The sequence below is a fragment of the Streptococcus parasanguinis genome (assembly GCF_901875555.1).
Lineage (GTDB): Bacteria > Bacillota > Bacilli > Lactobacillales > Streptococcaceae > Streptococcus > Streptococcus parasanguinis_H.
Genome location: NZ_CABFMD010000022.1, coordinates 166,644 through 187,248 on the forward strand (window position 1 = coordinate 166,644; position 20,605 = coordinate 187,248).

A 20,605-nucleotide genomic window follows, 5' to 3' on the forward strand; every position below is an offset into this window, starting at 1 on the left:
TACAGATCAAAAAAGGAGAGAGAAAATGGTAGAACCTAAGTATAAACGTATCTTAATCAAGCTATCTGGTGAAGCCCTTGCCGGCGAACGTGGTGTCGGAATTGATATCAAAACAGTCCAAAATATGGCGCAAGAAATCAAGGAAGTTCATGAACTTGGAATTGAAATTGCCTTGGTGATCGGTGGTGGAAACCTTTGGCGTGGAGAACCTGCTGCTGAAGCAGGGATGGATCGCGTCCAAGCAGACTACACAGGAATGCTTGGGACTGTCATGAATGCTCTTGTGATGGCTGATTCACTTCAACAAGTTGGCGTGGATACTCGTGTTCAAACAGCGATTGCCATGCAACAAGTCGCAGAACCTTATATCCGTGGTCGTGCCCTTCGTCACCTTGAAAAAGATCGGATCGTGATCTTTGGCGCAGGGATCGGTTCTCCTTATTTCTCAACAGATACGACCGCAGCTCTTCGTGCAGCTGAGATTGAAGCAGATGCTATTCTTATGGCGAAAAATGGGGTTGATGGTGTTTACAACGCCGATCCGAAGAAGGACAAGACAGCTGTGAAATTTGAGGAATTGACTCACCGTGATGTCATCAACAAAGGTCTTCGCATCATGGACTCAACGGCCTCCACGATCTCCATGGACAACGACATTGACTTGGTTGTCTTTAATATGAACGAACCAGGCAATATCAAACGAGTTGTCTTTGGTGAAAATATCGGTACAACCGTATCAAATAACGTAGAAAAATAATAGAAAATAGAGGAACATTATGGCAAACCTAATCGTAGAAAAAGCAAAAGAAAGAATGACCCAGTCTCACCAAAGTTTGGGACGTGAATTTGGTAGCATCCGTGCTGGACGTGCAAATGCTAGTCTTTTGGACCGTATTTTCGTAGAATACTACGGAGTAGAGACTCCATTGAACCAATTGGCATCTATCACGATTCCAGAAGCGCGTGTCTTGTTGATCACACCATTTGATAAATCATCTTTGAAAGACATCGAGCACAGCATCAATGCTTCTGACCTTGGAATCACTCCAGCCAACGATGGATCTGTTATCCGCTTGGTCATTCCCGCTTTGACAGAAGAAACTCGTCGTGACTTGGCAAAAGAAGTGAAAAAAGTGGGCGAAAGTGCCAAAGTAGCGATCCGTAATATCCGCCGTGATGCGATGGACGAAGCCAAGAAACAAGAAAAAGCAAAAGAAATCACAGAAGATGAATTGAAAGGTCTTGAAAAAGAGATCCAAAAGGTTACGGATGACGCTGTGAAACACGTTGATGAAATGACAGCGCACAAAGAAAAAGAATTGATGGAAGTTTAATCCATCTCAACTACTACAGGAAAGAAAGACTCAGTTAGCACTGCTGGCTGGGTTTTATTTCCATTATTCTTGTGAAGAGGCAAGAGGAAAGAAGGAAACATGAATACGAATCTAGCAAGCTACATCATGGGAATGGTCATTGATGAAAATGATCACTTCTATTTTGTTCAAAAAGATGGCCAGACCTACGCGCTTGACAAAGCAGAAGGCCCGCATCAAGTTGGAGAAAGTGTCAAGGGGTTTGCCTACACCGATATGAAGCAAAAGCTCCGACTCACGACGCTTGAAGTCACAGCAACTCAAGAAAGCTTTGGCTGGGGGACGGTCACAGAAGTACGCAAGGATCTGGGAGTCTTTGTGGATACAGGGCTACCAGATAAGCAGATCGTTGTCTCATTAGATATCCTACCGGAGATCAAAGAACTATGGCCTAAAAAGGGCGATCGTCTCTATATTCGCTTGGAAGTTGATAAGAAAGATCGCATTTGGGGGATCTTAGCCTATCAGGAAGATTTCCAGCGTTTGGCTCGTCCAGCCTACAACAATATGCAAAACCAAAACTGGCCAGCCATTGTCTATCGCCTAAAGCTTTCAGGGACCTTTGTTTACCTTCCAGAGAACAATATGCTGGGCTTTATCCATCCAAGTGAGCGGTATGCAGAACCCCGCTTGGGACAAGTCCTAGATGCCCGTGTCATTGGTTTTCGCGAAGTGGATCGGACCTTGAATCTGTCTTTGAAGCCACGTTCGTTTGAAATGTTGGAAAACGATGCCCAAATGATTTTGACCTATTTGGAAGCCAATGGAGGCTTTATGACCTTGAATGATAAATCCTCTCCAGAAGACATCAAGGCGACCTTTGGGATTTCAAAAGGCCAGTTCAAAAAGGCTTTGGGTGGTTTGATGAAGGCGAAAAAAATCAAGCAAGACCAATTTGGAACAGAGATCATCTAAGAGGAGGCTTATGAGAAAATCATTTTATACTTGGCTGATGACAGAGCGCAATCCCAAAAGCAATGCGCCTAAGGCCATTTTAGCGGATTTGGCTTTTCATGAGTCTGCTTTTCCCAAACATACAGATGACTTCGATGAGGTCAGTCGCTATCTGGAAGAGCATGCTAGTTTTTCCTTTAATCTTAGTGATTTTGATGCGATTTGGGAAGAATATCAAGCCCATTAGAAAAGGACAGGTCGAGGATGGTTTTTTCTCGGCCTCTTTGCTATAATAGAAAAAAACACAGGTAGAGAGGTTCTTTTTTTGCAAGAACATTCAGTTGAAATTACATTAACGCATCCAGACGATCTCTTTCATTTGTTTGGATCCAACGAGCGCCATCTTCGTTTGATGGAGCAAGAATTTGGGGTGACTATTCACGCCCGGACAGAAATCGTCCAGATCATTGGGAAAGAAGAAAGCTGCGAGCAGGTTCGTCAAGTCATTCAGGCTCTCTTGGTCCTCGTCAACCGTGGCATGACCATTGGAACGCCAGATGTGGTGACCGCTATTACCATGGTGAGAAATGGGGAATTGGATAAGTTCATCGCTCTCTATGAAGAAGAGATTATCAAGGATAGTTTCGGCAAGCCCATTCGGGTTAAAACACTTGGCCAAAAGATCTATGTCGATAGTGTCAAAAATCATGATGTGACCTTTGGAATCGGACCAGCGGGGACAGGGAAAACCTTCCTAGCTGTGACCTTGGCCGTCACAGCTCTCAAGCGTGGTCAGGTCAAGCGCATTATTTTGACTCGTCCAGCCGTTGAAGCCGGAGAAAGCCTTGGTTTCCTTCCAGGAGATCTCAAAGAAAAAGTCGACCCTTATCTCCGTCCAGTCTATGATGCTCTTTACCAAATCCTGGGGAAGGACCAAACCACTCGGATGATGGAGCGCGAGATTATCGAGATAGCGCCTTTGGCCTATATGCGGGGGCGGACCTTGGACGATGCCTTTGTTATTCTCGATGAAGCGCAAAATACTACCATCATGCAGATGAAGATGTTTTTGACCCGTCTTGGTTTTAACTCCAAGATGATTGTCAATGGGGATACCAGTCAGATCGACCTTCCGCGAAATGTTAAATCCGGTTTGATTGATGCTCAGGAGAAATTGAAGAACATTTCTCAAATTGACTTTGTGCATTTCTCTGCCAAGGATGTTGTGCGCCATCCAGTCGTCGCAGAAATTATTCGGGCCTACGAGCCAATCCCAAATCCAGTGCTCAAAGAAAAACCGGATGTGGAAGAAGAAACGGAATAAAAGAAGAGGCAAAGATCAGAGGATCTTTGCCTTTTGAATGTTAGACATTAAACCAATTCATCAATTGGTGTGAGATTTCTCTCTTGACTCAATGACCTTTTTACTCCTTATCCGATTGTTTTAATTGATTTTATTGTATAGAAAAGTTGGTTAAAAAGCAGGAAAAATTTGAGCTTGCATTCCTTTAGGTTATTTGCTAAACTAATCCCTAAAGAAGGAGTGTCAAATGGAAAATTTATATGTGAAGTTAGCGGCTTATCGTGAAATGGAGACAGAGCGTTTACGTTTGCGTCCGGTCACTCTTGAGGATGCACCGGCTATGTTTGAGTATGCTTCTGATGAAGCTGTTACGCGCTATACTTTTCCAACCAATCAAAGTCTTGAAGAGACACGTAATAATATTGCCCTCTTTTACCTAGCCAGCCCACTTGGAAGATGGGGGATCGAGCTCAAAGAAAATGGAAAATTTATTGGGACGATTGATTTACTGGATTTGGATCTTTGTCTGAAAAAGGGGAGTATCGGCTATGTTCTGAATAAAGACTATTGGAACCAAGGTCTTGCGACAGAGGCTACCAAGGCAGTCATTGCCCTAGCTTTTGAACAGTTAGGGATGAACAAGCTCATTGCCGTTCATGACAAGGACAACCCAGCTTCTGGCCGGGTGATGGCCAAAGCAGGGATGCAATTTTCCCATGAAGAAGCTTATGCGATGCTAGACCCGCATGAAGAGGGGCGAATGGTGACGAGAGTCCATTATGTCCTTACTAAGGAAGAATATTTGGCAGAAAAATGAGTCAAGATATTGACAAAAGGCCTATCTCCATGATATAGTAGATAGGTACTGCTGGTTTAGCTCAGTCGGTAGAGCGCATCCATGGTAAGGATGAGGTCGCCGGTTCAATCCCGGCAACTAGCATAGTAGAAGAGAGAAGCTTAGAGAGATCTAAGCTTCTTTTTCTTGTCTTTAAATATTCAAAAAACTTAATGGCTACTTTAAACGTCTTTATAGGCTATCGAATTAAGGGTTAGTTAATAGGTTTTAAATTTGCTATATCAGAACCAATTCCCATACCGTATTTATCAAATTTTTTGGAAACAGTACAATGATACAATTCCTATTTTAATTTACACTAAGTTAGTCTTGAAAATATTATAACTTTTATTTTAAGGAATGAAAGTCATATGGATATTAAACTTATTAAGATCAGTTATTTATTGGACAAAGAAATCTATATTATTAGATTGGAGAAAAGCTCTTCTTAAAAACTTTCCTTAGGTGAGTACGGACGTCAGCGAACTTCTACGAAGTTCCATGACTAATTATGGAGCCTAAGGTCTCAATAATTCCGAGTGAGGCTGGGACAAAAGTCCTAGCCTCTCAATTGTCTTTGGATTTTCGAGCAAGACGCAGTGGTTGTGTGGGCTCTATTACGCTGATTTCATCATCTTATACAGCCCTACTCAACTGTGCGGAGGTGGGACGACGAAATCGAATTCTAACGAATTACCGATTTCTGTCCCACTCTCACTTTTCTCACAGCGGAAAGTTTCAGTAGATGATAGAATTTATTAGATTTGTAAAACAGAACAGTTTTTCTACGCCCTGTATTATATATCCTGTTTTAAGACATGGGTACAGAATTTCTGTGCGAACTATTTAAAATATAAGAGTTATTATTCCACATGCTCATTGTAATGTTGCTGATACTGTGACCTGATACTATTTTCTCCCAAAATTTCAAACACTTTAAGAGCTTGTTGCATTTTTTCTAAACCACCTCTATTATTTATTTTAAATTCATAATAGCCCGTAGCATATAGAAATACAGTTTGTTCATAGTAGTTGAACTCATTATTTAATAATTTTTTTATCTCATAAATTAGATAAGAACAATTTTGAAATTTTCCTTTGTCAATACTTACAATTAGGCAGTTAATTGCCAGTTGAGTAACAAGTTTTTTATTAGTCTTGTTCAATGTTGAGTAAATAAAATTTTTAATCATTTCCTTTGTTAATAAAAAAGCAGAATTATATTGAATGGTTCGGATACAATTTGCTAATAGTATAATTTCATAGTATCCCCAAGTTTCAACTTTGAACAAATAGTCAGTCAAAGATTCTAATTCTGCCTCGGATGGTGAAATCTTATTATCCAATGTATAGATTATTGATTTTACCATAATTCGTTCCAATGAATTGAGTTGATAAATTGTAGAATTAGTGAGTAAGGCTTTAATGTTGTCAACATTTTGTAGGGAATATTCTTTACGGATATATTGCATTAAGTTGCCAAATGATATCGTTTGGGTGTATTCAGTATCATGAAGAATAAGAAATTCATCCAATGAGATATGTAATTTATCTAAAATATTGATAAGTCGAATACAAGATATCTCAGATTCCCCACGCTCGAATCTGGAAATCTGTGATTTAGAGAGATGTTTATCTGCGATAGCACAGATACTTACTTGTTTGCTCTTTCGTATTTTTCTAAGTGTTTGACCAAGTTTAGATTTCATTTTTCCCGCTTTCACAACAAAAGTCTAAATAGTTTTTATTTATTATACAATACTTAAAAGAGAAAAGGAAAATGGATATGAAAATTTGTATAAATTTATTCCAATTTCAAATCGATAGTTTAACAATATCTAATGTAGAATTAGTATTTAATAATATAAAATCAAATTTTGAAGGGAGATTGTAGGGGTATGAGTAAAAAAAATATAATATTACTTATTTCTAGGGGACAAACTAATAATTTTGGAAATAGAGTATATGACTACGCAAATAAAATATTCATTGCTGCATTACCAAAATCGTCAGTATTTTTTATGTCAATTTATCAATCAACAGAGGTAATAGCGCAAATATTTTTTAATTTAATAGGAGGTTTTGTTGCAGATTTTGGAAATAGGAAAAAAATACTTATTTTAACGGATATCATCGCTGCTATTTCAACATTTGTTGCTTTTTTATTTCTAGATATGCCTAATAGTACAATAGTGTTAATAATAGTCAATATCATATTAGCTATTCTAAATTCTTTTAATAATCCTGCTTACAAAGCAATAGTTAGAGATTTATTGGATAAAAACTCGATATACATATATAATTCATACAGTAGGAGTATAGCAGAGATTTTTAATATAATAGTTCCATTTTTTGGAATTTGGATTATTTCTCTATTTGGTTTCAAAGTTTCAATGTTACTAAATTCATTAAGTTTTGTCATCTCTGCGATTATAGAATCGAAATTTGCTATTAAAAGACAAGGTTTTAAAGATCAGAAAACTGCTAAAAAAGCAGATATAATGAAAAGTATTATTGAGGGATTTTGTTATATCCTTCAAAGAAAAGAGTTCTTTATTATTTTGATATTGGTATCTGTATTAAATTTTTTCGTCGCGGGCATAGAACTTTATTTGCCATTTATAAATAAATTTTTAAATGTTTCCTATATGTATGGATATATATTAGAGGTTCAAACTATTGGGAAAATACTTGGAGCGTACATCAATAAGTTTTTTAAGAATGATTTCACAATGTCTGAATGTTGTAACTTTTTACTTATGTCTTCAATTGCATTGGTTCCAATTGCTTTTATTAATAATATTTATTTAATAATATTGCTTTTTGGAATTAGCTCTTTGTTCATTATGATATTCGATGTTCAAATATTTTCAAAAATTCAATCAGAGATCTCAGAAGAATTTTTAGGTAGAGTTTTTAGTACTGTTTCATTACTATCCTTGGTCTTATCTCCAGTTGGAACTTTCGTTTTTTCTATTTTGAAATTTCATTCAGCTGTGATTTTTTCTATTATTGCATTATTCCAAGTTTTGTTCTGTATTTTTATAAAAATATTGCTTTCTTTTGTTAATTCTAAACTGTCATCAGAAAATGAACCTAATGGTTTGAAATGAAAATTAAATATAGTCTCACAAATAGTTCAGAAATATTTAATTTATCAAAAAAATAATCACGATAGCAAAACAAGAATTAATTAAAGTCGAATATAAGAAGACCCCATTACGATTTGATGTAATAGCTTCCCTTTTCAACAATTTTCAAAAAAACGTTGACAAGCACGGAAATAAGTGGTAAAGTTAGAACAACAAAGAGAAAGGAGAAAACCATCATGAACAAAGTAGATGTTTTGATGACACAATTGAATACACAACTTCTCCAATCTCAGTTGAGTTCTATGTAAAAAATGAATGAAACCCAAGATGGAGGAGTCTGTCTTGGGTTTTTTGTATGCATTTTTGCCTGCTTTAACTGAATTGGTAATAGGCATCAGAAGGCCCAAGTGTGGACTGAGCACCTACTCAGCTCCTTGCTTGGGTTTTTTCTGTGCCATTTTGAAAAGGAGAATATATGATCAGAGCTATTTGGGAGTATATCAGGGAGCGCAAGTGGCGATATGTGAAGATCGCTATGGTCCTGATTCTTTATGATTATACCTTATTGATCCCGACGCAAGTTATTCAGCGTCTAGTGGATCATTTGAGTCAGCAGACGTTGACGCAATCCAACTTTGTATGGGATATGGTCCTCTTGGTAGGATCAGCCATCCTCAATTACCTGACGGCTTTTTATTGGCAGTTGCGCCTTTTTCAGTCGTCAGTCCATTTCAAGGCGACCCTTCAGGGACAAGCATTTCGTAAACTAGTAGCTATGCGGCGTCCCTTTTTTGAGAAATTCCGTTCAGGAGATCTCTTGACGCGGTTCACGACGGATGTCGATGGCATGGCCGACATGGCTGGTTATGGGATGATGGTGCTCCTGTTTGGTGGTGGCTTGTTTGCCTTTATTATTCCGACCATGTTTTTCATTTCTTGGCAATTAACCTTGATTTCCTTTATTCCCATGTTCTTCCTCATCGTCTCGACCTATTTTTTGAGTAGAAAGCAGGAGGATTATGTTGAGCAAAACCGGGAAGCAGTCGCTCAGTTGAATGATGAAGTCTTGGAGTCCATCGAAGGGATTCGGGTCATGAGGGCCTATAGTAAGCGGGACCAGCAGGTCAAACAGTTTCAGAAGAAAACAGCCAGTCTATCCAAAACAGGGGATAAAATTGCTTCTATCCAATATTCTTTTGGCCCCTTAGCCCTGTTTTTTATTGGTTTTTCGACGGTCCTACTCTTGGTATTTGGAGGTCAGTCATTAGCAAGCGGGCAATTGAGCCTTGGCAAGTTATTGGCTTTGCAGCTGTATTTGGTCTTTTTAATTGAGCCTATGTGGATGATGGCGGACCTGATCTTGGTCTATCAGACAGGGCAAATGTCTTATAAAAAATTAAAAGAAGTGATTGATGAAACGGATGATCTCGAGACAGATGGTCCTAACGATTTAGAGCAGATTGATTCGGTGCAGTTTAAGGATTATTCTTTCAGGTATCCTGGTGCTGAGCGAAAGAGTCTATCAGGCATTGATTGGACCATTCAGAAAGGACAGACAGTTGGAATTGTTGGTCGTACCGGAGCAGGAAAGACAACCTTGGTTCGACAATTCTTGCGGCAGTACCCAGTTGGTGAGGGAGAATTCTTGGTCAACCAGCAACCGATCGTGGACTACAACCGACACTCCATTGAAGCTAAAATCGGCTATGTTTCCCAAGAACATATTTTATTCTCAAAATCCATTCGTGACAATATTGCTCTGGGTAAAAATGGAGCCAGTGAAGAGGATTTGGTGGAAGCTGTAGCCCAAGCTGCTTTTGCGGATGATCTTGAGCGGATGTCTCAGGGAATGGACACCATGATTGGTGAGAAAGGGGTCTCTGTATCAGGTGGTCAAAAACAACGGATCTCGTTGGCACGTGCTTTTTTAAGGGATGCGGATCTCTTGCTGTTAGATGATTCCCTTTCGGCAGTAGATGCGAAGACCGAACAGGCCATTATTGACACCATTCAAACAGAGCGTAAAAACAAGACGACCCTCATTGTTTCCCATCGCTTGTCTGCGGTTCATCAGGCGGATTGGATCATAGTCTTGGATCAAGGACAGATTGTAGAAGAAGGTAGAGCTAGTGATTTACTGGCTCAAGAGGGCTGGTATTATGAACAATACCAACGGCAACAAAAACAGGAAGGAGAATAAGATGAAAGTATTGAAACGATTATTATCTTGGATTACTCTTTATCCGACGGTCTTTCTTTCCGGCTTTATTTGTCTTTTACTAGCGACCATCTTTTCTGAGCTGTCTCCTTTTCTTCTCCAAAAGATGATCGATGGGCCTTTGACTGCACTGACCCACGGTGGAGGACAAGAGGACTTGCTTCAGATGGGAGCATTTTATCTCTTAGTCTTGAGCCTAGGACAGCTGATTAGCTACCTAGGAAATCGGATCTTGCTACACGGAAGTAATCAAGTAACCGCTAGTCTGAGAGACCAAGCCTTTCAAGTCATGCAAGGTCTGCCTATTTCTTATTTTGATGATAAACCGGCTGGGAAGATCGCAACAAGAATTGTCAATGATACGGAGACCTTGCGGACCCAGTTTTATAACTCTTGTATGATACTAGTCATCTATTTGGTGCGATTTCTCTTTATCCTAGGGATTCTCTTTTACCTGAGTCCTATGATGGGGCTACTCTTGTGTCTGGTTTTTCCAATTTTCTATGGAATCCAGTATCTCTACAAGGTCATGACGGACCAGCCTATGAAGGATTTTTTTGATGCGAGAAGCGAGGTCAATACCCAAGTCAATGAACTCTTGCATGGTGCCAGTATGATTCAGCTCTATCATCAAGAGCCTGGTGTGGTAGAGGAATTTGAAGCCACTACCCAGAAGATGCTAGGAGCTAATGATCGGATCCTCTTAGCTGATTCAATCGCTTCTTGGACCTTGACAGAATTGCTCAAGTTTTTAGTGATTGCAAGTATATTGACCATCGCTGGGATTTCTTTCCTACAGGGGAATATCGGTGTGACAGCTGGTTTCTTATTTATCAATATTAACTATGTTATCAATCTGTTTGATCTCATGGCCAATCTTAGTCGTCAATTTCCCAATATTCGGCGATCACTAGAGACGGGGAGTCGCGTCCTTGCCTTCTTGGATCAACCCTTAGAGGCCGACGGTGTATCGGAACTGAAGATAGAAAAGGCTCAAGTCGTGTTTGATGATGTTCAATTTGCTTATGAAGAAGGCAAGCCAGTTTTACAAGATATTGCCTTTCAGGCTAGTCCAGGTCAAACCATTGCCCTTGTGGGCCATACTGGATCGGGTAAATCTTCGATTATGAACCTGCTCTATCGTTTCTACGATCCTCAAGAAGGAGCAATTTTGATCGATGGTCAAGATATTCGCCAAGTCTCTCGTGAGAGCCTACGAAGCCACATGGGAATTGTCTTGCAAGATCCTTATCTATTTACAGGAACCATTGCCAGTAATGTGGCCATGAGCCAGGATCACATTGATCGGGATGCGGTCAAAGAGGCGCTGAAAAAAGTCGGAGCATGGCCCTTTGTAGAGCGCCTTGAAAAGAGTATCGACCATCCAGTCGTAGAAAAGGGATCCGCTTTTTCAAGTGGCGAGCGACAGTTGATTTCCTTTGCGCGGACGCTCTATATGAATCCGAACATCCTGATTTTAGATGAGGCGACCTCTCACATCGATACAGAGACGGAAGAAGTCATTCAGAAGGCCATGGCAGTCCTGCAAAAAGGACGGACTACCTTTATCATTGCCCACCGCTTATCGACCATTCAAGATGCAGATCAGATCTTAGTCTTATCTGAAGGACGCATTGTAGAGCGTGGTCGACATGAGGATTTGATCGCGCAAGGCGGGATCTATGCCCAGATGAATGCCATCCAGCAAACGGTAGTGTAAGATGATCATGCAAAGAAAAAGTTTGAAAACCAGCCTGTATCTAGTATATAGGCTGGTTTTTGTGATATAATAAAGTGATAATAGTGAGGTGATCCAGATGTATATTGAAATGGTCGATGAGACGGGTCAAGTCTCTGATGAAATCTTAAAACAAACACGAGAAATTTTGGAATTTGCGGCCCAAAAGATTGGGAAAGAAGACAAGGAGATGGCGGTAACGTTTGTGACCAACGAACGCAGTCATGAACTCAATCTTGAATACCGAGATACGGATCGTCCGACAGATGTCATCAGTTTAGAATACAAGCCTGAGATGGAGATCGCGATTGATGAGGAAGATTTGGCTGAAAATCCAGAATTGGCAGAGATGATGGCAGAATTTGATACCTATATCGGTGAGCTCTTTATTTCAATTGACAAGGCGCGGGAGCAAGCGGAAGAATATGGCCATAGCTTTGAGCGCGAAATGGGATTTTTGGCAGTACATGGCTTTCTTCATATCAATGGCTATGATCATTATACGCCGGAGGAAGAAAAGGAAATGTTTGGCTTACAGGAAGAGATTTTGACAGCCTATGGACTCACACGACAATAAACGAAAATGGAAAAACCGGGACTTCACTTCTAGTTTGGAGTTCGCAATTACAGGGATTTTTACTGCCATTAAAGAGGAGCGCAATATGCGCAAGCATGCTCTTTCTTCATTAGGAGCCCTTCTTGCGGGTTTGCTTTTTCGGATTTCTGCAACAGAATGGCTCTTTTTATTGCTCAGCATCACCTTGGTCATTGCTTTTGAGATTGTGAATTCGGCCATTGAAAATGTGGTGGATCTGGCCAGTGACTATCATTTTTCGATGCTAGCAAAGAATGCCAAAGACATGGCGGCTGGGGCTGTTCTGGTCGTATCAGGTTTTGCCTTGGTGACAGGATTAATCATTTTTGTGCCCAAATTCTGGGCTTTGGTATTTGGATAAGAGGGAACATGCCCTCGTGAAAGGAAATTATGACGTTTAAATCAGGCTTTGTAGCCATTTTAGGACGTCCCAATGTTGGGAAGTCAACTTTTTTGAACCACGTCATGGGGCAAAAGATTGCCATCATGAGTGATAAGGCGCAGACAACGCGCAACAAGATTATGGGGATCTACACAACCGATAAAGAGCAAATTGTCTTTATTGATACTCCGGGGATTCACAAACCCAAGACAGCTCTCGGGGACTTCATGGTGGAATCAGCTTACAGCACTCTTCGAGAAGTCGATACGGTCCTCTTTATGGTGCCAGCGGATGAAGCACGTGGCAAAGGCGATGACATGATTATGGGGCGCTTAAAAGAGGCTAAAGTACCTGTGATTCTTGTGGTCAATAAGATCGACAAAGTCCATCCAGACCAACTCTTAGCACAAATTGATGATTTTAGAAATCAAATGGATTTCAAGGAAATTGTGCCGATTTCAGCCCTACAAGGCAATAATGTCTCGCGATTGGTGGATATCTTAAGTGAAAATTTGGAAGAAGGTTTCCAATATTTCCCAGAAAACCAAATCACCGATCACCCAGAGCGTTTCTTGGTTTCTGAGATGATTCGTGAAAAGGTGCTTCAATTGACCCGTGAAGAAATTCCGCATTCAGTTGCGGTCGTGATTGATTCCATGAAGCGAGACGAAGAAACGGACAAGGTTCATATCCGTGCGACCATTATGGTTGAGCGGGATAGCCAAAAAGGAATTGTCATTGGGAAGCAAGGTTCCATGCTTAAGAAAATCGGAACCCTTGCGCGGAAGGATATCGAGCTGATGCTAGGGGACAAGGTCTTTCTTGAAACCTGGGTCAAGGTCAAGAAAAATTGGCGGGATAAGAAATTAGACCTTGCTGATTTCGGATACAACGAAAAAGAATATTAATAAGAGGTGGGCAGGGGCCTGCTTCTTGTTTTTGAAAGGAGCCCTATGCCAGAATTACCAGAAGTTGAGACCGTTCGACGAGGTCTTGAGAAATTAATTCTTGGAAAAACTATCCAGTCAGTGGAAGTAAAGTATCCAAAGATGATCCATACAGATCTAGATGCCTTCCTTCATGATCTACCGGGGCAAGCGGTTCGCGCCATGGGACGACGGGGCAAATACCTTTTGTTTTATCTGACGGATCTGGTCCTCATCTCGCATTTGCGGATGGAAGGCAAGTATTTCTTTTATCCAGATGAGGTTCCTCTTCGCAAGCACGCCCATGTCTTCTTTCACTTTACAGATGGCAGCACCCTGGTCTATGAAGATGTCCGCAAGTTTGGAACCATGGAAGTCATCATACCTGAGCTTCTAGACAGCTATTTTTTGAATAAAAAACTTGGTCCAGAACCCACGGAAGAGGATTTTAAAGGGCCAGCCTTCCAAGCTGCTCTTAAACAGTCCAAGAAACCTATTAAATCAGCTCTTTTGGACCAAAAATTGGTAGCTGGGTTGGGCAATATCTATGTAGATGAAGTACTCTATCGAGCCCAGGTTCATCCGGCACGGTTAGGTCAAAGTTTGACGGCTAGAGAAGTCAAAGCCATCCGCAAAGAAACAATTGCCGTATTGGCTCAGGCCGTTGAAAAGGGTGGCTCCACCATTCGCTCCTACAGCAATGCTTTTGGAGAGGATGGCACCATGCAGGAAGAGCATCAAGTCTATGGAAAGACAGGTCAGCCTTGTTTGCGCTGCGGGACACCGATTGAGAAAATCCAGCTGGGGGGACGCGGGACCCATTTTTGCCCCCACTGCCAAAAGGAGAACTAGATGGCGAGAATCATCGGATTAACAGGAGGGATTGCTTCAGGAAAGTCCACTGTCACCTCCTATCTAAGAGATAAAGGTTATATGGTCATCGATGCTGATCGAGTGGTTCATGACTTACAAGCACCAGGAGGAGCCCTTTACCGTGTCTTAGTAGACCATTTTGGGAAGGAGATTCTCACAGAAAATGGAGAACTGGATCGCGTCGCTCTCGGTCAACGAATTTTTTCAGATCCTAGTGAACGAGACTGGTCCAATCGCGTCCAAGGCCAGCTGATTCGTGAGGCTCTGGTAGATGCAAGAGACAGGCAAGCAGCTCAAACAGCTCTCTTTTTTATGGACATTCCGCTCTTAATCGAGCAGCATTATGAAGAGTGGTTTGAGGCTGTATGGTTGGTAGCTGTCTCAAAAGAAACCCAGCTCAAGCGCCTGATGGAACGCAACCACTTGTCAGAAATACAGGCTCAAGAGCGAATTGCAGCTCAAATGCCGTTAGACGAAAAAAGAGCCCATGCAGATCTGGTTCTAGACAACAATGGAGATCTCGCTGTTCTCTATACTCAGTTAGATGTGGCTCTACAACAATTAGAAAGAAGATGATCTTATCACAAGAGAAGTCAATTGGCGTAAAAATTTATGGATCGCTTGGATCGGTTGTTTTTTCATCGGAGCTAGCCTTTCCTTAGTTGTACCGTTTATGGCCCTTTTTGTGGAAGAATTGGGCGTTACGGGCAAGGCTGTTCCTTTTTATGCAGGGATTGCTGTTGCGAGTTCTTCTGTCACCTCTGCGATCATGTCTCCTATCTGGGGAAGCCTGGCTGACCGATTTGGTCGCAAACCCATGATGCTTAGAGCTTCTATTGCCATGACTCTGACCATGGGCGGGATCGCCTTTGTGCCGTCGGTCCTTTGGCTTTTGGTTTTGCGCTTACTCAATGGTGTCTTTTCAGGATTTGTTCCTAATAGTACAGCCTTGATCGCGAGTCAAGTCCCCAAGGACCAATCAGGCTATGCCCTAGGGACCTTATCGACCGGTGTCGTGGCGGGTACCCTGATGGGACCCTTGATCGGGGGCTTCATTGCGGAGAATTTAGGAATGCGCAATGTCTTTCTTTTAGTAGGATTCTTCTTATTTCTGGTTTCCCTTTTGACCTTCTGGGGGATCGAGGAAGACTACGAGCCTCTTCCAAAAGAAGAACAAAAATCCAGCTGGGAATTGGTAAAATCTATTCAGCAAAAAGATATTCTCTTGGGCCTCTTTTTAACCAGTATGACCATTCAAATGATCGCCCAATCTATCTCACCAGTCCTGCCACTCTATGTGAGGGCTTTAGGGCAAAAAAATAATCTCATCTTCGTGTCGGGGATGATCGTTTCAGCTATGGGAGTCTCTAGCATGCTCTTTGCAGGTTGGATGGGGAAATTAGGAGATCGCATAGGAAATCACAGGCTTTTATTGATTGCTCTTTTTTATAGTGGTTGTCTTTATATGCTGTGCGCCCAAGCACAAAATCCACTACAATTGGGGATTTTACGCTTTCTCTTTGGGATTGGAACCGGAGCCTTATTACCAGGAGTTTCTGCTTTGTTAAATCGCTTAACTCCTCCAGAAGGCATCTCACGGATCTTTAGCTACAACCAACTCTTTTACTATCTAGGGGGCGTATTAGGGCCCATGATGGGATCTGGAATTTTCATGCATTTTGGTTACCATTGGGTCTTCTATGGAACGGCGCTCCTGGCCTTTACAGACTTATTGTTCCTCTTGTTCTTATTTAGAAAGTATTTGAAAGTGAGAGACGTACGTGCGAATTAAAGTTCAATTGACCTGCACAAGCTGTGGCAGTCAGAATTATTTAACTAGTAAAAATACCAAAACCCATCCCGAAAAGATTGAGGTTCTGAAATACTGTCCTAAGGAAAGAAAAGTAACCTTACATATTGAATCGAAATGAATTTCATGGTATAATAGTGAGGATTTTAAGGAGTTTTGAATATGAGCGGAGCATTAACAACTATTTTACTAGTATTATCAGTATTGATTATTATCGCAATTTTTATGCAACCAACAAAAAACCAATCGAGCAACGTCTTTGACGCAAGCTCAAATGACTTGTTTGAACGTTCAAAAGCGCGCGGGTTTGAAGCCGTGATGCAGCGTTTGACAGGAGTCATGATTTTCTTCTGGCTGTTGATCGCGATGATCTTAATGGTACTTTCTAGTAGATAAGATAGGCTCAGACAATGTCTTTGCCTATTTTTATTTTGCAAAACAAAGACACAAGTAGATAGGAAAAAGGAGGCTGGATAACCAGCAAAAACATTCATGAAAACAAGTATTAAAGAATATTTACAAGAGCATGACAAAGCCCAGATCAATGATCTGGCAGCAGCTCTAGGAAAAGAAGGATCTAAGGATTTTCGTGACTTGGTCAAAACCATCTCTCTGATGGAACGCCGTCATGAGTTGAAATTCGAGGATGATGGCTCTCTTCGTTTGGCTCAAAAGAAGGCCCCAGCTATTACGCTCAAGGGGATCTTTCATGCCCATAAAAATGGCTTTGGCTTTGTTAGTTTAGAAGGCGAAGAAGAGGACCTCTTTGTTGGTCGAAATGATGTCAACCACGCCATCGATGGGGATACTGTTGAGATCGTCATTACCAAGGTGGCAGACAGAAACAAAGGAACGGCAGCAGAAGCTAAGATTATTGATGTCTTGGATCATAGCGTCAAAACGGTTGTTGGACAAATTGTTCTGGATGAGGAAAAGCCCAAATATGCCGGCTACATTCGTTCGAAAAATCAAAAAATCAACCAGCCGATCTATGTGAAGAAGCCAGCTATCCAATTGGAAGGTACCGAAATCCTCAAGGTCGAAATTGATCAATACCCGAGCCGCAAGCACAATTATTTTGTGGCAACTGTGCGGGATGTGGTCGGTCATGTGACAGATCCAGGAATCGATGTGTTAGAAGTCTTGGAATCCATGGATATCGTCTCAGAATTTCCAGAAGAAGTGCTGAAAGAGGCTGAGCAGGTTCCAGATGCACCGTCTGCAAAGGATTTAGAGGGGCGGTTGGATCTGCGAGAGGAGATTACCTTTACGATTGACGGAGCGGATGCCAAAGACTTGGACGATGCGGTCCATATCAAGCCACTCAAGAACGGCAATTTTGAGCTGGGGGTTCACATCGCAGATGTCTCTTATTATGTTACAGAAGGCTCAGCTCTCGACAAGGAAGCTCTAAATCGGGCAACCTCTGTCTATGTGACTGATCGGGTAGTACCCATGCTTCCAGAACGCTTGTCTAATGGGATCTGTTCTTTAAATCCGAATGTGGACCGCCTGACCCAGTCTGCCATTATGGAGATTGATCCTCATGGCAAGGTCGTCAAGCATACCATTACCCAAACAGTGATCAATACGACCTTCCGAATGACCTATAGCGACGTCAATGATATCTTAGCAGGCGACGAAGACAAGGCTCAAGAGTTTAAGAAAATTGTCCCAAGTATTCATCAAATGGCCACCCTGCATGGTATTCTAGAAAGCATGCGAATTCGCCGAGGAGCCCTCAATTTTGATACCAATGAAGCTAAAATCCTAGTCAATAAAGAAGGAAAACCGGTCGACATTGTCCTCCGTCAAAGAGGGATTGCCGAGCGGATGATTGAGTCCTTTATGCTGATTGCCAATGAGACCGTGGCGGAGCACTTTACACGAATGAAACTGCCCTTCATCTACCGGATCCACGAAGATCCAAAGGCAGAAAAAGTACAGAAGTTTATCGATTATGCTTCTAGCTTTGGGATCCAAATCTACGGAACGGCTAGTGAGATGAGCCAAGAAGCCCTGCAAGAAATCATGCGCAAGATCGAAGGAGAACCCTATGCAGATGTCCTTTCGATGATGTTGTTGCGCTCGATGCAACAGGCCCGTTACTCAGAACATAACCATGGTCACTATGGGCTCGCTGCGGAATATTATACTCACTTTACCAGTCCCATTCGCCGGTATCCGGACCTGATGGTTCATCGAATGGTGCGCGAATACGGTAAATCCCAAGAAGTGGCAGAACACTTTGAACAAGTTCTTCCAGACATTGCCAGCCAATCCTCTAGTCGAGAGCGCCGGGCTATTGATGCAGAGCGTGAAGTCGAAGCTATGAAAAAGGCCGAATACATGGAAGACTATGTTGGGGAAGAGTACGATGCTGTGGTTTCCAGTGTAGTGAAATTTGGCCTCTTTGTGGAGCTACCCAATACGGTCGAAGGTTTGATCCATATTACCAATCTTCCTGAATTCTACCATTTTAACGAACGGGATCTAACCCTTCGCGGGGAGAAATCGGGAGTGACTTTCCGTGTCGGTCAGCAAATCCGGATCAAGGTGGAAAGAGCTGACAAGATGACAGGAGAGATTGATTTCTCCTATATCCCAAGTGAGTTGGATGTCGTCGAAAAAGGCCTCAAGGCCAAAGGACGTGACCGAGATGGCAATCGCAGAGATCGCAGACGCAAAGACAAAAAAGTTTCTAAGGGTTCGACCGTTAAAAGAGATGCAAAAGGAAAAGAATCCTCCAAAAAGAAAAAAGGGAAGAAACCATTTTACAAGGAAGTAGCAAAGAAAGGAGCCAAACATGGCAAAGGGCGAAGGAAAGGTCGTCGCGCAAAATAAAAAGGCGAGACATGACTATACAATTGTAGAAACCATTGAAACAGGAATGGTGCTGACGGGGACAGAGATTAAAAGTGTCCGTGCTGCACGGATTAACTTGAAAGACGGTTTTGCACAAGTTAAAAATGGAGAAGTTTGGCTTAGCAATGTCCACATTGCCCCTTATGAGGAAGGCAATATCTGGAACCAAGATCCAGACCGTCGTCGCAAGCTTCTTCTTCATAAAAAGCAAATCCAAAAGCTGGACCAAGAAACCAAAGGAACTGGAATGACCCTGGTGCCTTTAAAGGTCTATCTCAAGGATGGCTATGCCAAATTGCTTTTGGGACTCGCTAAAGGGAAACATGATTATGACAAGCGTGAATCCATCAAACGTCGGGAACAAAACCGGGATGTCGCACGGGTCATGAAACAATACAATACACGTTAAACTAAAAAGGCAATTCTGAAACTTGTTTCAGAATTGCCTTTTTCTCGGAGAGGGGCCTTTTTGCTAACTTGTAAAAAGGGACTTTTTCTTGTATGATAAGAGTACTGAAAGAATAAGGAGAAGCCACATGACACAAAAATTAATCGCCTACAAGCGCATGCCTATCTGGACCAAGGATACCATGCCAGAAGCTCTTCAAAGAAAGCACAATACCAAGGTAGGAACCTGGGGAAAGATTACTGTCTTAAAAGGTCAGTTAAGATTTATTGAATTGACAGAAGACGGGGAAGAAATCGCGAGCCACATCTTTGAAGCAGGTGCAGAGAATCCCATGGCAGAGCCCCAGGCCTGGCATCGGGTCGAAGCGTCGACTGATGATGTGGAGTGGTACTTGGAATTTTACTGTGAACCAAAAGACTATTTTTCCAAAAAGTACAATACCAACCCTGTCCATTCAGAGGTGCTAGAAGCAGTGGGAATTGTCCCAGCTGGAAAGGCGCTGGATCTTGGATGTGGTCAAGGCCGTAATGCCCTCTTTTTAGCCCAACATGGTTTTGATGTGACAGCCGTCGATCAAAATGAGCTGGCCTTAGAGATACTCCAAAGTATTGTTGCCGAAGAAGATTTAGAGATGCCAGTCGGGCTTTATGATATCAATGCTGCATCGCTCACCCAAAACTATGATTTCATCGTGTCAACTGTGGTCCTCATGTTTTTAGAGGCAGAGCGGATCCCAGCGATCATTCGCAATATGCAAGAGCATACCAACCCAGGTGGCTATAATCTCATTGTCTGTGCCATGGATACAGAAGATTATCCTTGTCAGATGCCCTTCTCGTTTACCTTTAAAGAAGGAGAATTGGCGGAGTATTACAAGGATTGGGAATTGGTCAAGTACAATGAAAATCCTGGCCACCTCCATCGTCGAGATGAGAATGGAAATCGAATTCAACTTCGATTTGCAACCATGTTAGCAAAGAAAAAATAAAGAAAAAGCAGGATGTTAGGATCCTGCCTTCAGATTGAAGACAAAGTCATATAAAAAACTTTCCTTAGGTGAGTACGGACGTCAGCGAACTTCTTCGAAGTTCCAAGACTTAGTTTTGAGCCTAGGGTCTCAAAACTCCCGAGTGCCTGAAACGTTATTGTTTCAGGCACTTTTCTCACAGCGGAAAGTTTCGGTATTTTCTTGAATCAATTTAAAAATTGGAACTCATTTTTATTTTTTTTGCAAAATCGCTTAACTTATTTTACTTTAAAGTAGTTTGTCTACATTCTAAAAGCAGGATGTT

General features: G+C 41.8%; 21 protein-coding genes and 1 tRNA gene. 21 read left to right on the forward strand and 1 reads right to left on the reverse strand.

Annotated features, from left to right (window positions below):
• Positions 1-25 precede the first annotated feature (25 nt).
• The 7 genes from pyrH (at position 26) to JX304_RS05830 (ending at position 4,510) form a co-directional block, all read left to right on the forward strand.
• A complete protein-coding gene (gene pyrH, locus JX304_RS05800; protein WP_187540374.1) occupies positions 26-757 on the forward strand; it encodes a UMP kinase in 732 nt (243 codons plus the stop codon).
• 19 nt (positions 758-776) lie between these two features.
• Entirely contained in the window at positions 777-1,334 is a 558-nt protein-coding gene (gene frr / locus JX304_RS05805) for a ribosome recycling factor (protein ID WP_205011659.1), read from the forward strand.
• 99 nt (positions 1,335-1,433) lie between these two features.
• Complete coding sequence (gene cvfB, locus JX304_RS05810; RefSeq protein ID WP_205011660.1) at positions 1,434-2,288, forward strand: RNA-binding virulence regulatory protein CvfB; 855 nt, start codon at positions 1,434-1,436, stop codon at positions 2,286-2,288.
• 10 nt (positions 2,289-2,298) lie between these two features.
• Entirely contained in the window at positions 2,299-2,514 is a 216-nt protein-coding gene (locus JX304_RS05815) for a YozE family protein (RefSeq protein ID WP_049507495.1), read from the forward strand.
• 78 nt (positions 2,515-2,592) lie between these two features.
• Positions 2,593-3,591, forward strand: coding sequence for a PhoH family protein (locus tag JX304_RS05820; RefSeq protein WP_205011661.1), 999 nt, complete (start codon positions 2,593-2,595; stop codon positions 3,589-3,591).
• Between the two features lie 226 nt (positions 3,592-3,817).
• Positions 3,818-4,387 carry a GNAT family N-acetyltransferase gene (locus JX304_RS05825; protein WP_205011662.1) on the forward strand — a complete coding sequence of 190 codons (570 nt, stop codon included), beginning with the start codon at positions 3,818-3,820 and terminating at the stop codon, positions 4,385-4,387.
• Positions 4,388-4,437: 50 nt separating this feature from the next.
• A tRNA-Thr gene (locus JX304_RS05830) sits at positions 4,438-4,510 on the forward strand.
• Positions 4,511-5,268: 758 nt separating this feature from the next.
• Here the strand turns inward: JX304_RS05830 and JX304_RS05835 are convergent.
• Complete coding sequence (locus JX304_RS05835; protein WP_205011663.1) at positions 5,269-6,114, reverse strand: helix-turn-helix domain-containing protein; 846 nt, start codon at positions 6,112-6,114, stop codon at positions 5,269-5,271.
• Between the two features lie 189 nt (positions 6,115-6,303).
• On the opposite strand from JX304_RS05835, the gene JX304_RS05840 reads away from it, so the two are divergent.
• From JX304_RS05840 to tehB, 14 genes are all read left to right on the forward strand, one after another.
• Positions 6,304-7,518: an MFS transporter gene (locus tag JX304_RS05840; RefSeq protein ID WP_205011664.1), complete on the forward strand. Its 1,215-nt coding sequence runs from the start codon at positions 6,304-6,306 to the stop codon at positions 7,516-7,518.
• A gap of 454 nt (positions 7,519-7,972) precedes the next feature.
• Positions 7,973-9,697: a tetracycline efflux ABC transporter Tet(46) subunit A gene (gene tetA(46), locus JX304_RS05845; protein WP_205011665.1), complete on the forward strand. Its 1,725-nt coding sequence runs from the start codon at positions 7,973-7,975 to the stop codon at positions 9,695-9,697.
• A gap of 1 nt (position 9,698) precedes the next feature.
• Positions 9,699-11,435 (forward strand): tetracycline efflux ABC transporter Tet(46) subunit B, encoded by a 1,737-nt coding sequence (tetB(46), locus tag JX304_RS05850; RefSeq protein WP_205011666.1) that lies wholly within the window; start codon positions 9,699-9,701, stop codon positions 11,433-11,435.
• Positions 11,436-11,532: 97 nt separating this feature from the next.
• Complete coding sequence (gene ybeY, locus JX304_RS05855) at positions 11,533-12,030, forward strand: rRNA maturation RNase YbeY (RefSeq protein ID WP_205011667.1); 498 nt, start codon at positions 11,533-11,535, stop codon at positions 12,028-12,030.
• Positions 12,011-12,409: a diacylglycerol kinase family protein gene (locus JX304_RS05860; protein WP_187540392.1), complete on the forward strand. Its 399-nt coding sequence runs from the start codon at positions 12,011-12,013 to the stop codon at positions 12,407-12,409. Before ybeY ends, JX304_RS05860 begins: the two co-directional genes overlap by 20 nt.
• Before the next feature lie 29 nt (positions 12,410-12,438).
• Complete coding sequence (era, locus tag JX304_RS05865; RefSeq protein ID WP_205011668.1) at positions 12,439-13,338, forward strand: GTPase Era; 900 nt, start codon at positions 12,439-12,441, stop codon at positions 13,336-13,338.
• Positions 13,339-13,383: 45 nt separating this feature from the next.
• Positions 13,384-14,208: a DNA-formamidopyrimidine glycosylase gene (gene mutM / locus JX304_RS05870; RefSeq protein WP_205011669.1), complete on the forward strand. Its 825-nt coding sequence runs from the start codon at positions 13,384-13,386 to the stop codon at positions 14,206-14,208.
• On the forward strand, positions 14,209-14,805 hold the full coding sequence (gene coaE, locus JX304_RS05875) for a dephospho-CoA kinase (RefSeq protein ID WP_205011670.1): 597 nt from the start codon (positions 14,209-14,211) through the stop codon (positions 14,803-14,805).
• Positions 14,806-14,902: 97 nt separating this feature from the next.
• On the forward strand, positions 14,903-16,021 hold the full coding sequence (locus JX304_RS05880; RefSeq protein WP_239649411.1) for an MFS transporter: 1,119 nt from the start codon (positions 14,903-14,905) through the stop codon (positions 16,019-16,021).
• Entirely contained in the window at positions 16,011-16,160 is a 150-nt protein-coding gene (rpmG, locus tag JX304_RS05885; protein WP_003005699.1) for a 50S ribosomal protein L33, read from the forward strand. Before JX304_RS05880 ends, rpmG begins: the two co-directional genes overlap by 11 nt.
• A 41-nt stretch (positions 16,161-16,201) precedes the next feature.
• Positions 16,202-16,435, forward strand: a complete 234-nt coding sequence (gene secG, locus JX304_RS05890; protein ID WP_205011671.1) for a preprotein translocase subunit SecG — start codon at positions 16,202-16,204, stop codon at positions 16,433-16,435.
• A gap of 96 nt (positions 16,436-16,531) precedes the next feature.
• Positions 16,532-18,883, forward strand: a complete 2,352-nt coding sequence (gene rnr / locus JX304_RS05895) for a ribonuclease R (RefSeq protein ID WP_205011672.1) — start codon at positions 16,532-16,534, stop codon at positions 18,881-18,883.
• Entirely contained in the window at positions 18,846-19,313 is a 468-nt protein-coding gene (gene smpB, locus JX304_RS05900; protein ID WP_187540403.1) for an SsrA-binding protein SmpB, read from the forward strand. Before rnr ends, smpB begins: the two co-directional genes overlap by 38 nt.
• 127 nt (positions 19,314-19,440) lie before the next feature.
• Entirely contained in the window at positions 19,441-20,301 is an 861-nt protein-coding gene (gene tehB / locus JX304_RS05905; RefSeq protein ID WP_205011673.1) for an SAM-dependent methyltransferase TehB, read from the forward strand.
• Positions 20,302-20,605 lie beyond the last annotated feature (304 nt).

Bases quoted from the DNA above. Each gene is read 5' to 3' on its own strand.
- pyrH (WP_187540374.1), top strand. From the start codon at position 26: ATGGTAGAACCTAAGTATAAACGTATCTTAATCAAGCTATCTGGTGAA.
- frr (WP_205011659.1), top strand. From the start codon at position 777: ATGGCAAACCTAATCGTAGAAAAAGCAAAAGAAAGAATGACCCAGTCT.
- cvfB (WP_205011660.1), top strand. From the start codon at position 1,434: ATGAATACGAATCTAGCAAGCTACATCATGGGAATGGTCATTGATGAA.
- JX304_RS05815 (WP_049507495.1), top strand. From the start codon at position 2,299: ATGAGAAAATCATTTTATACTTGGCTGATGACAGAGCGCAATCCCAAA.
- JX304_RS05825 (WP_205011662.1), top strand. From the start codon at position 3,818: ATGGAAAATTTATATGTGAAGTTAGCGGCTTATCGTGAAATGGAGACA.
- JX304_RS05835 (WP_205011663.1), bottom strand. From the start codon at position 6,114: ATGAAATCTAAACTTGGTCAAACACTTAGAAAAATACGAAAGAGCAAA.
- JX304_RS05840 (WP_205011664.1), top strand. From the start codon at position 6,304: ATGAGTAAAAAAAATATAATATTACTTATTTCTAGGGGACAAACTAAT.
- ybeY (WP_205011667.1), top strand. From the start codon at position 11,533: ATGTATATTGAAATGGTCGATGAGACGGGTCAAGTCTCTGATGAAATC.
- JX304_RS05860 (WP_187540392.1), top strand. From the start codon at position 12,011: ATGGACTCACACGACAATAAACGAAAATGGAAAAACCGGGACTTCACT.
- era (WP_205011668.1), top strand. From the start codon at position 12,439: ATGACGTTTAAATCAGGCTTTGTAGCCATTTTAGGACGTCCCAATGTT.
- mutM (WP_205011669.1), top strand. From the start codon at position 13,384: ATGCCAGAATTACCAGAAGTTGAGACCGTTCGACGAGGTCTTGAGAAA.
- coaE (WP_205011670.1), top strand. From the start codon at position 14,209: ATGGCGAGAATCATCGGATTAACAGGAGGGATTGCTTCAGGAAAGTCC.
- JX304_RS05880 (WP_239649411.1), top strand. From the start codon at position 14,903: ATGGCCCTTTTTGTGGAAGAATTGGGCGTTACGGGCAAGGCTGTTCCT.
- secG (WP_205011671.1), top strand. From the start codon at position 16,202: ATGAGCGGAGCATTAACAACTATTTTACTAGTATTATCAGTATTGATT.
- rnr (WP_205011672.1), top strand. From the start codon at position 16,532: ATGAAAACAAGTATTAAAGAATATTTACAAGAGCATGACAAAGCCCAG.
- smpB (WP_187540403.1), top strand. From the start codon at position 18,846: ATGGCAAAGGGCGAAGGAAAGGTCGTCGCGCAAAATAAAAAGGCGAGA.
- tehB (WP_205011673.1), top strand. From the start codon at position 19,441: ATGACACAAAAATTAATCGCCTACAAGCGCATGCCTATCTGGACCAAG.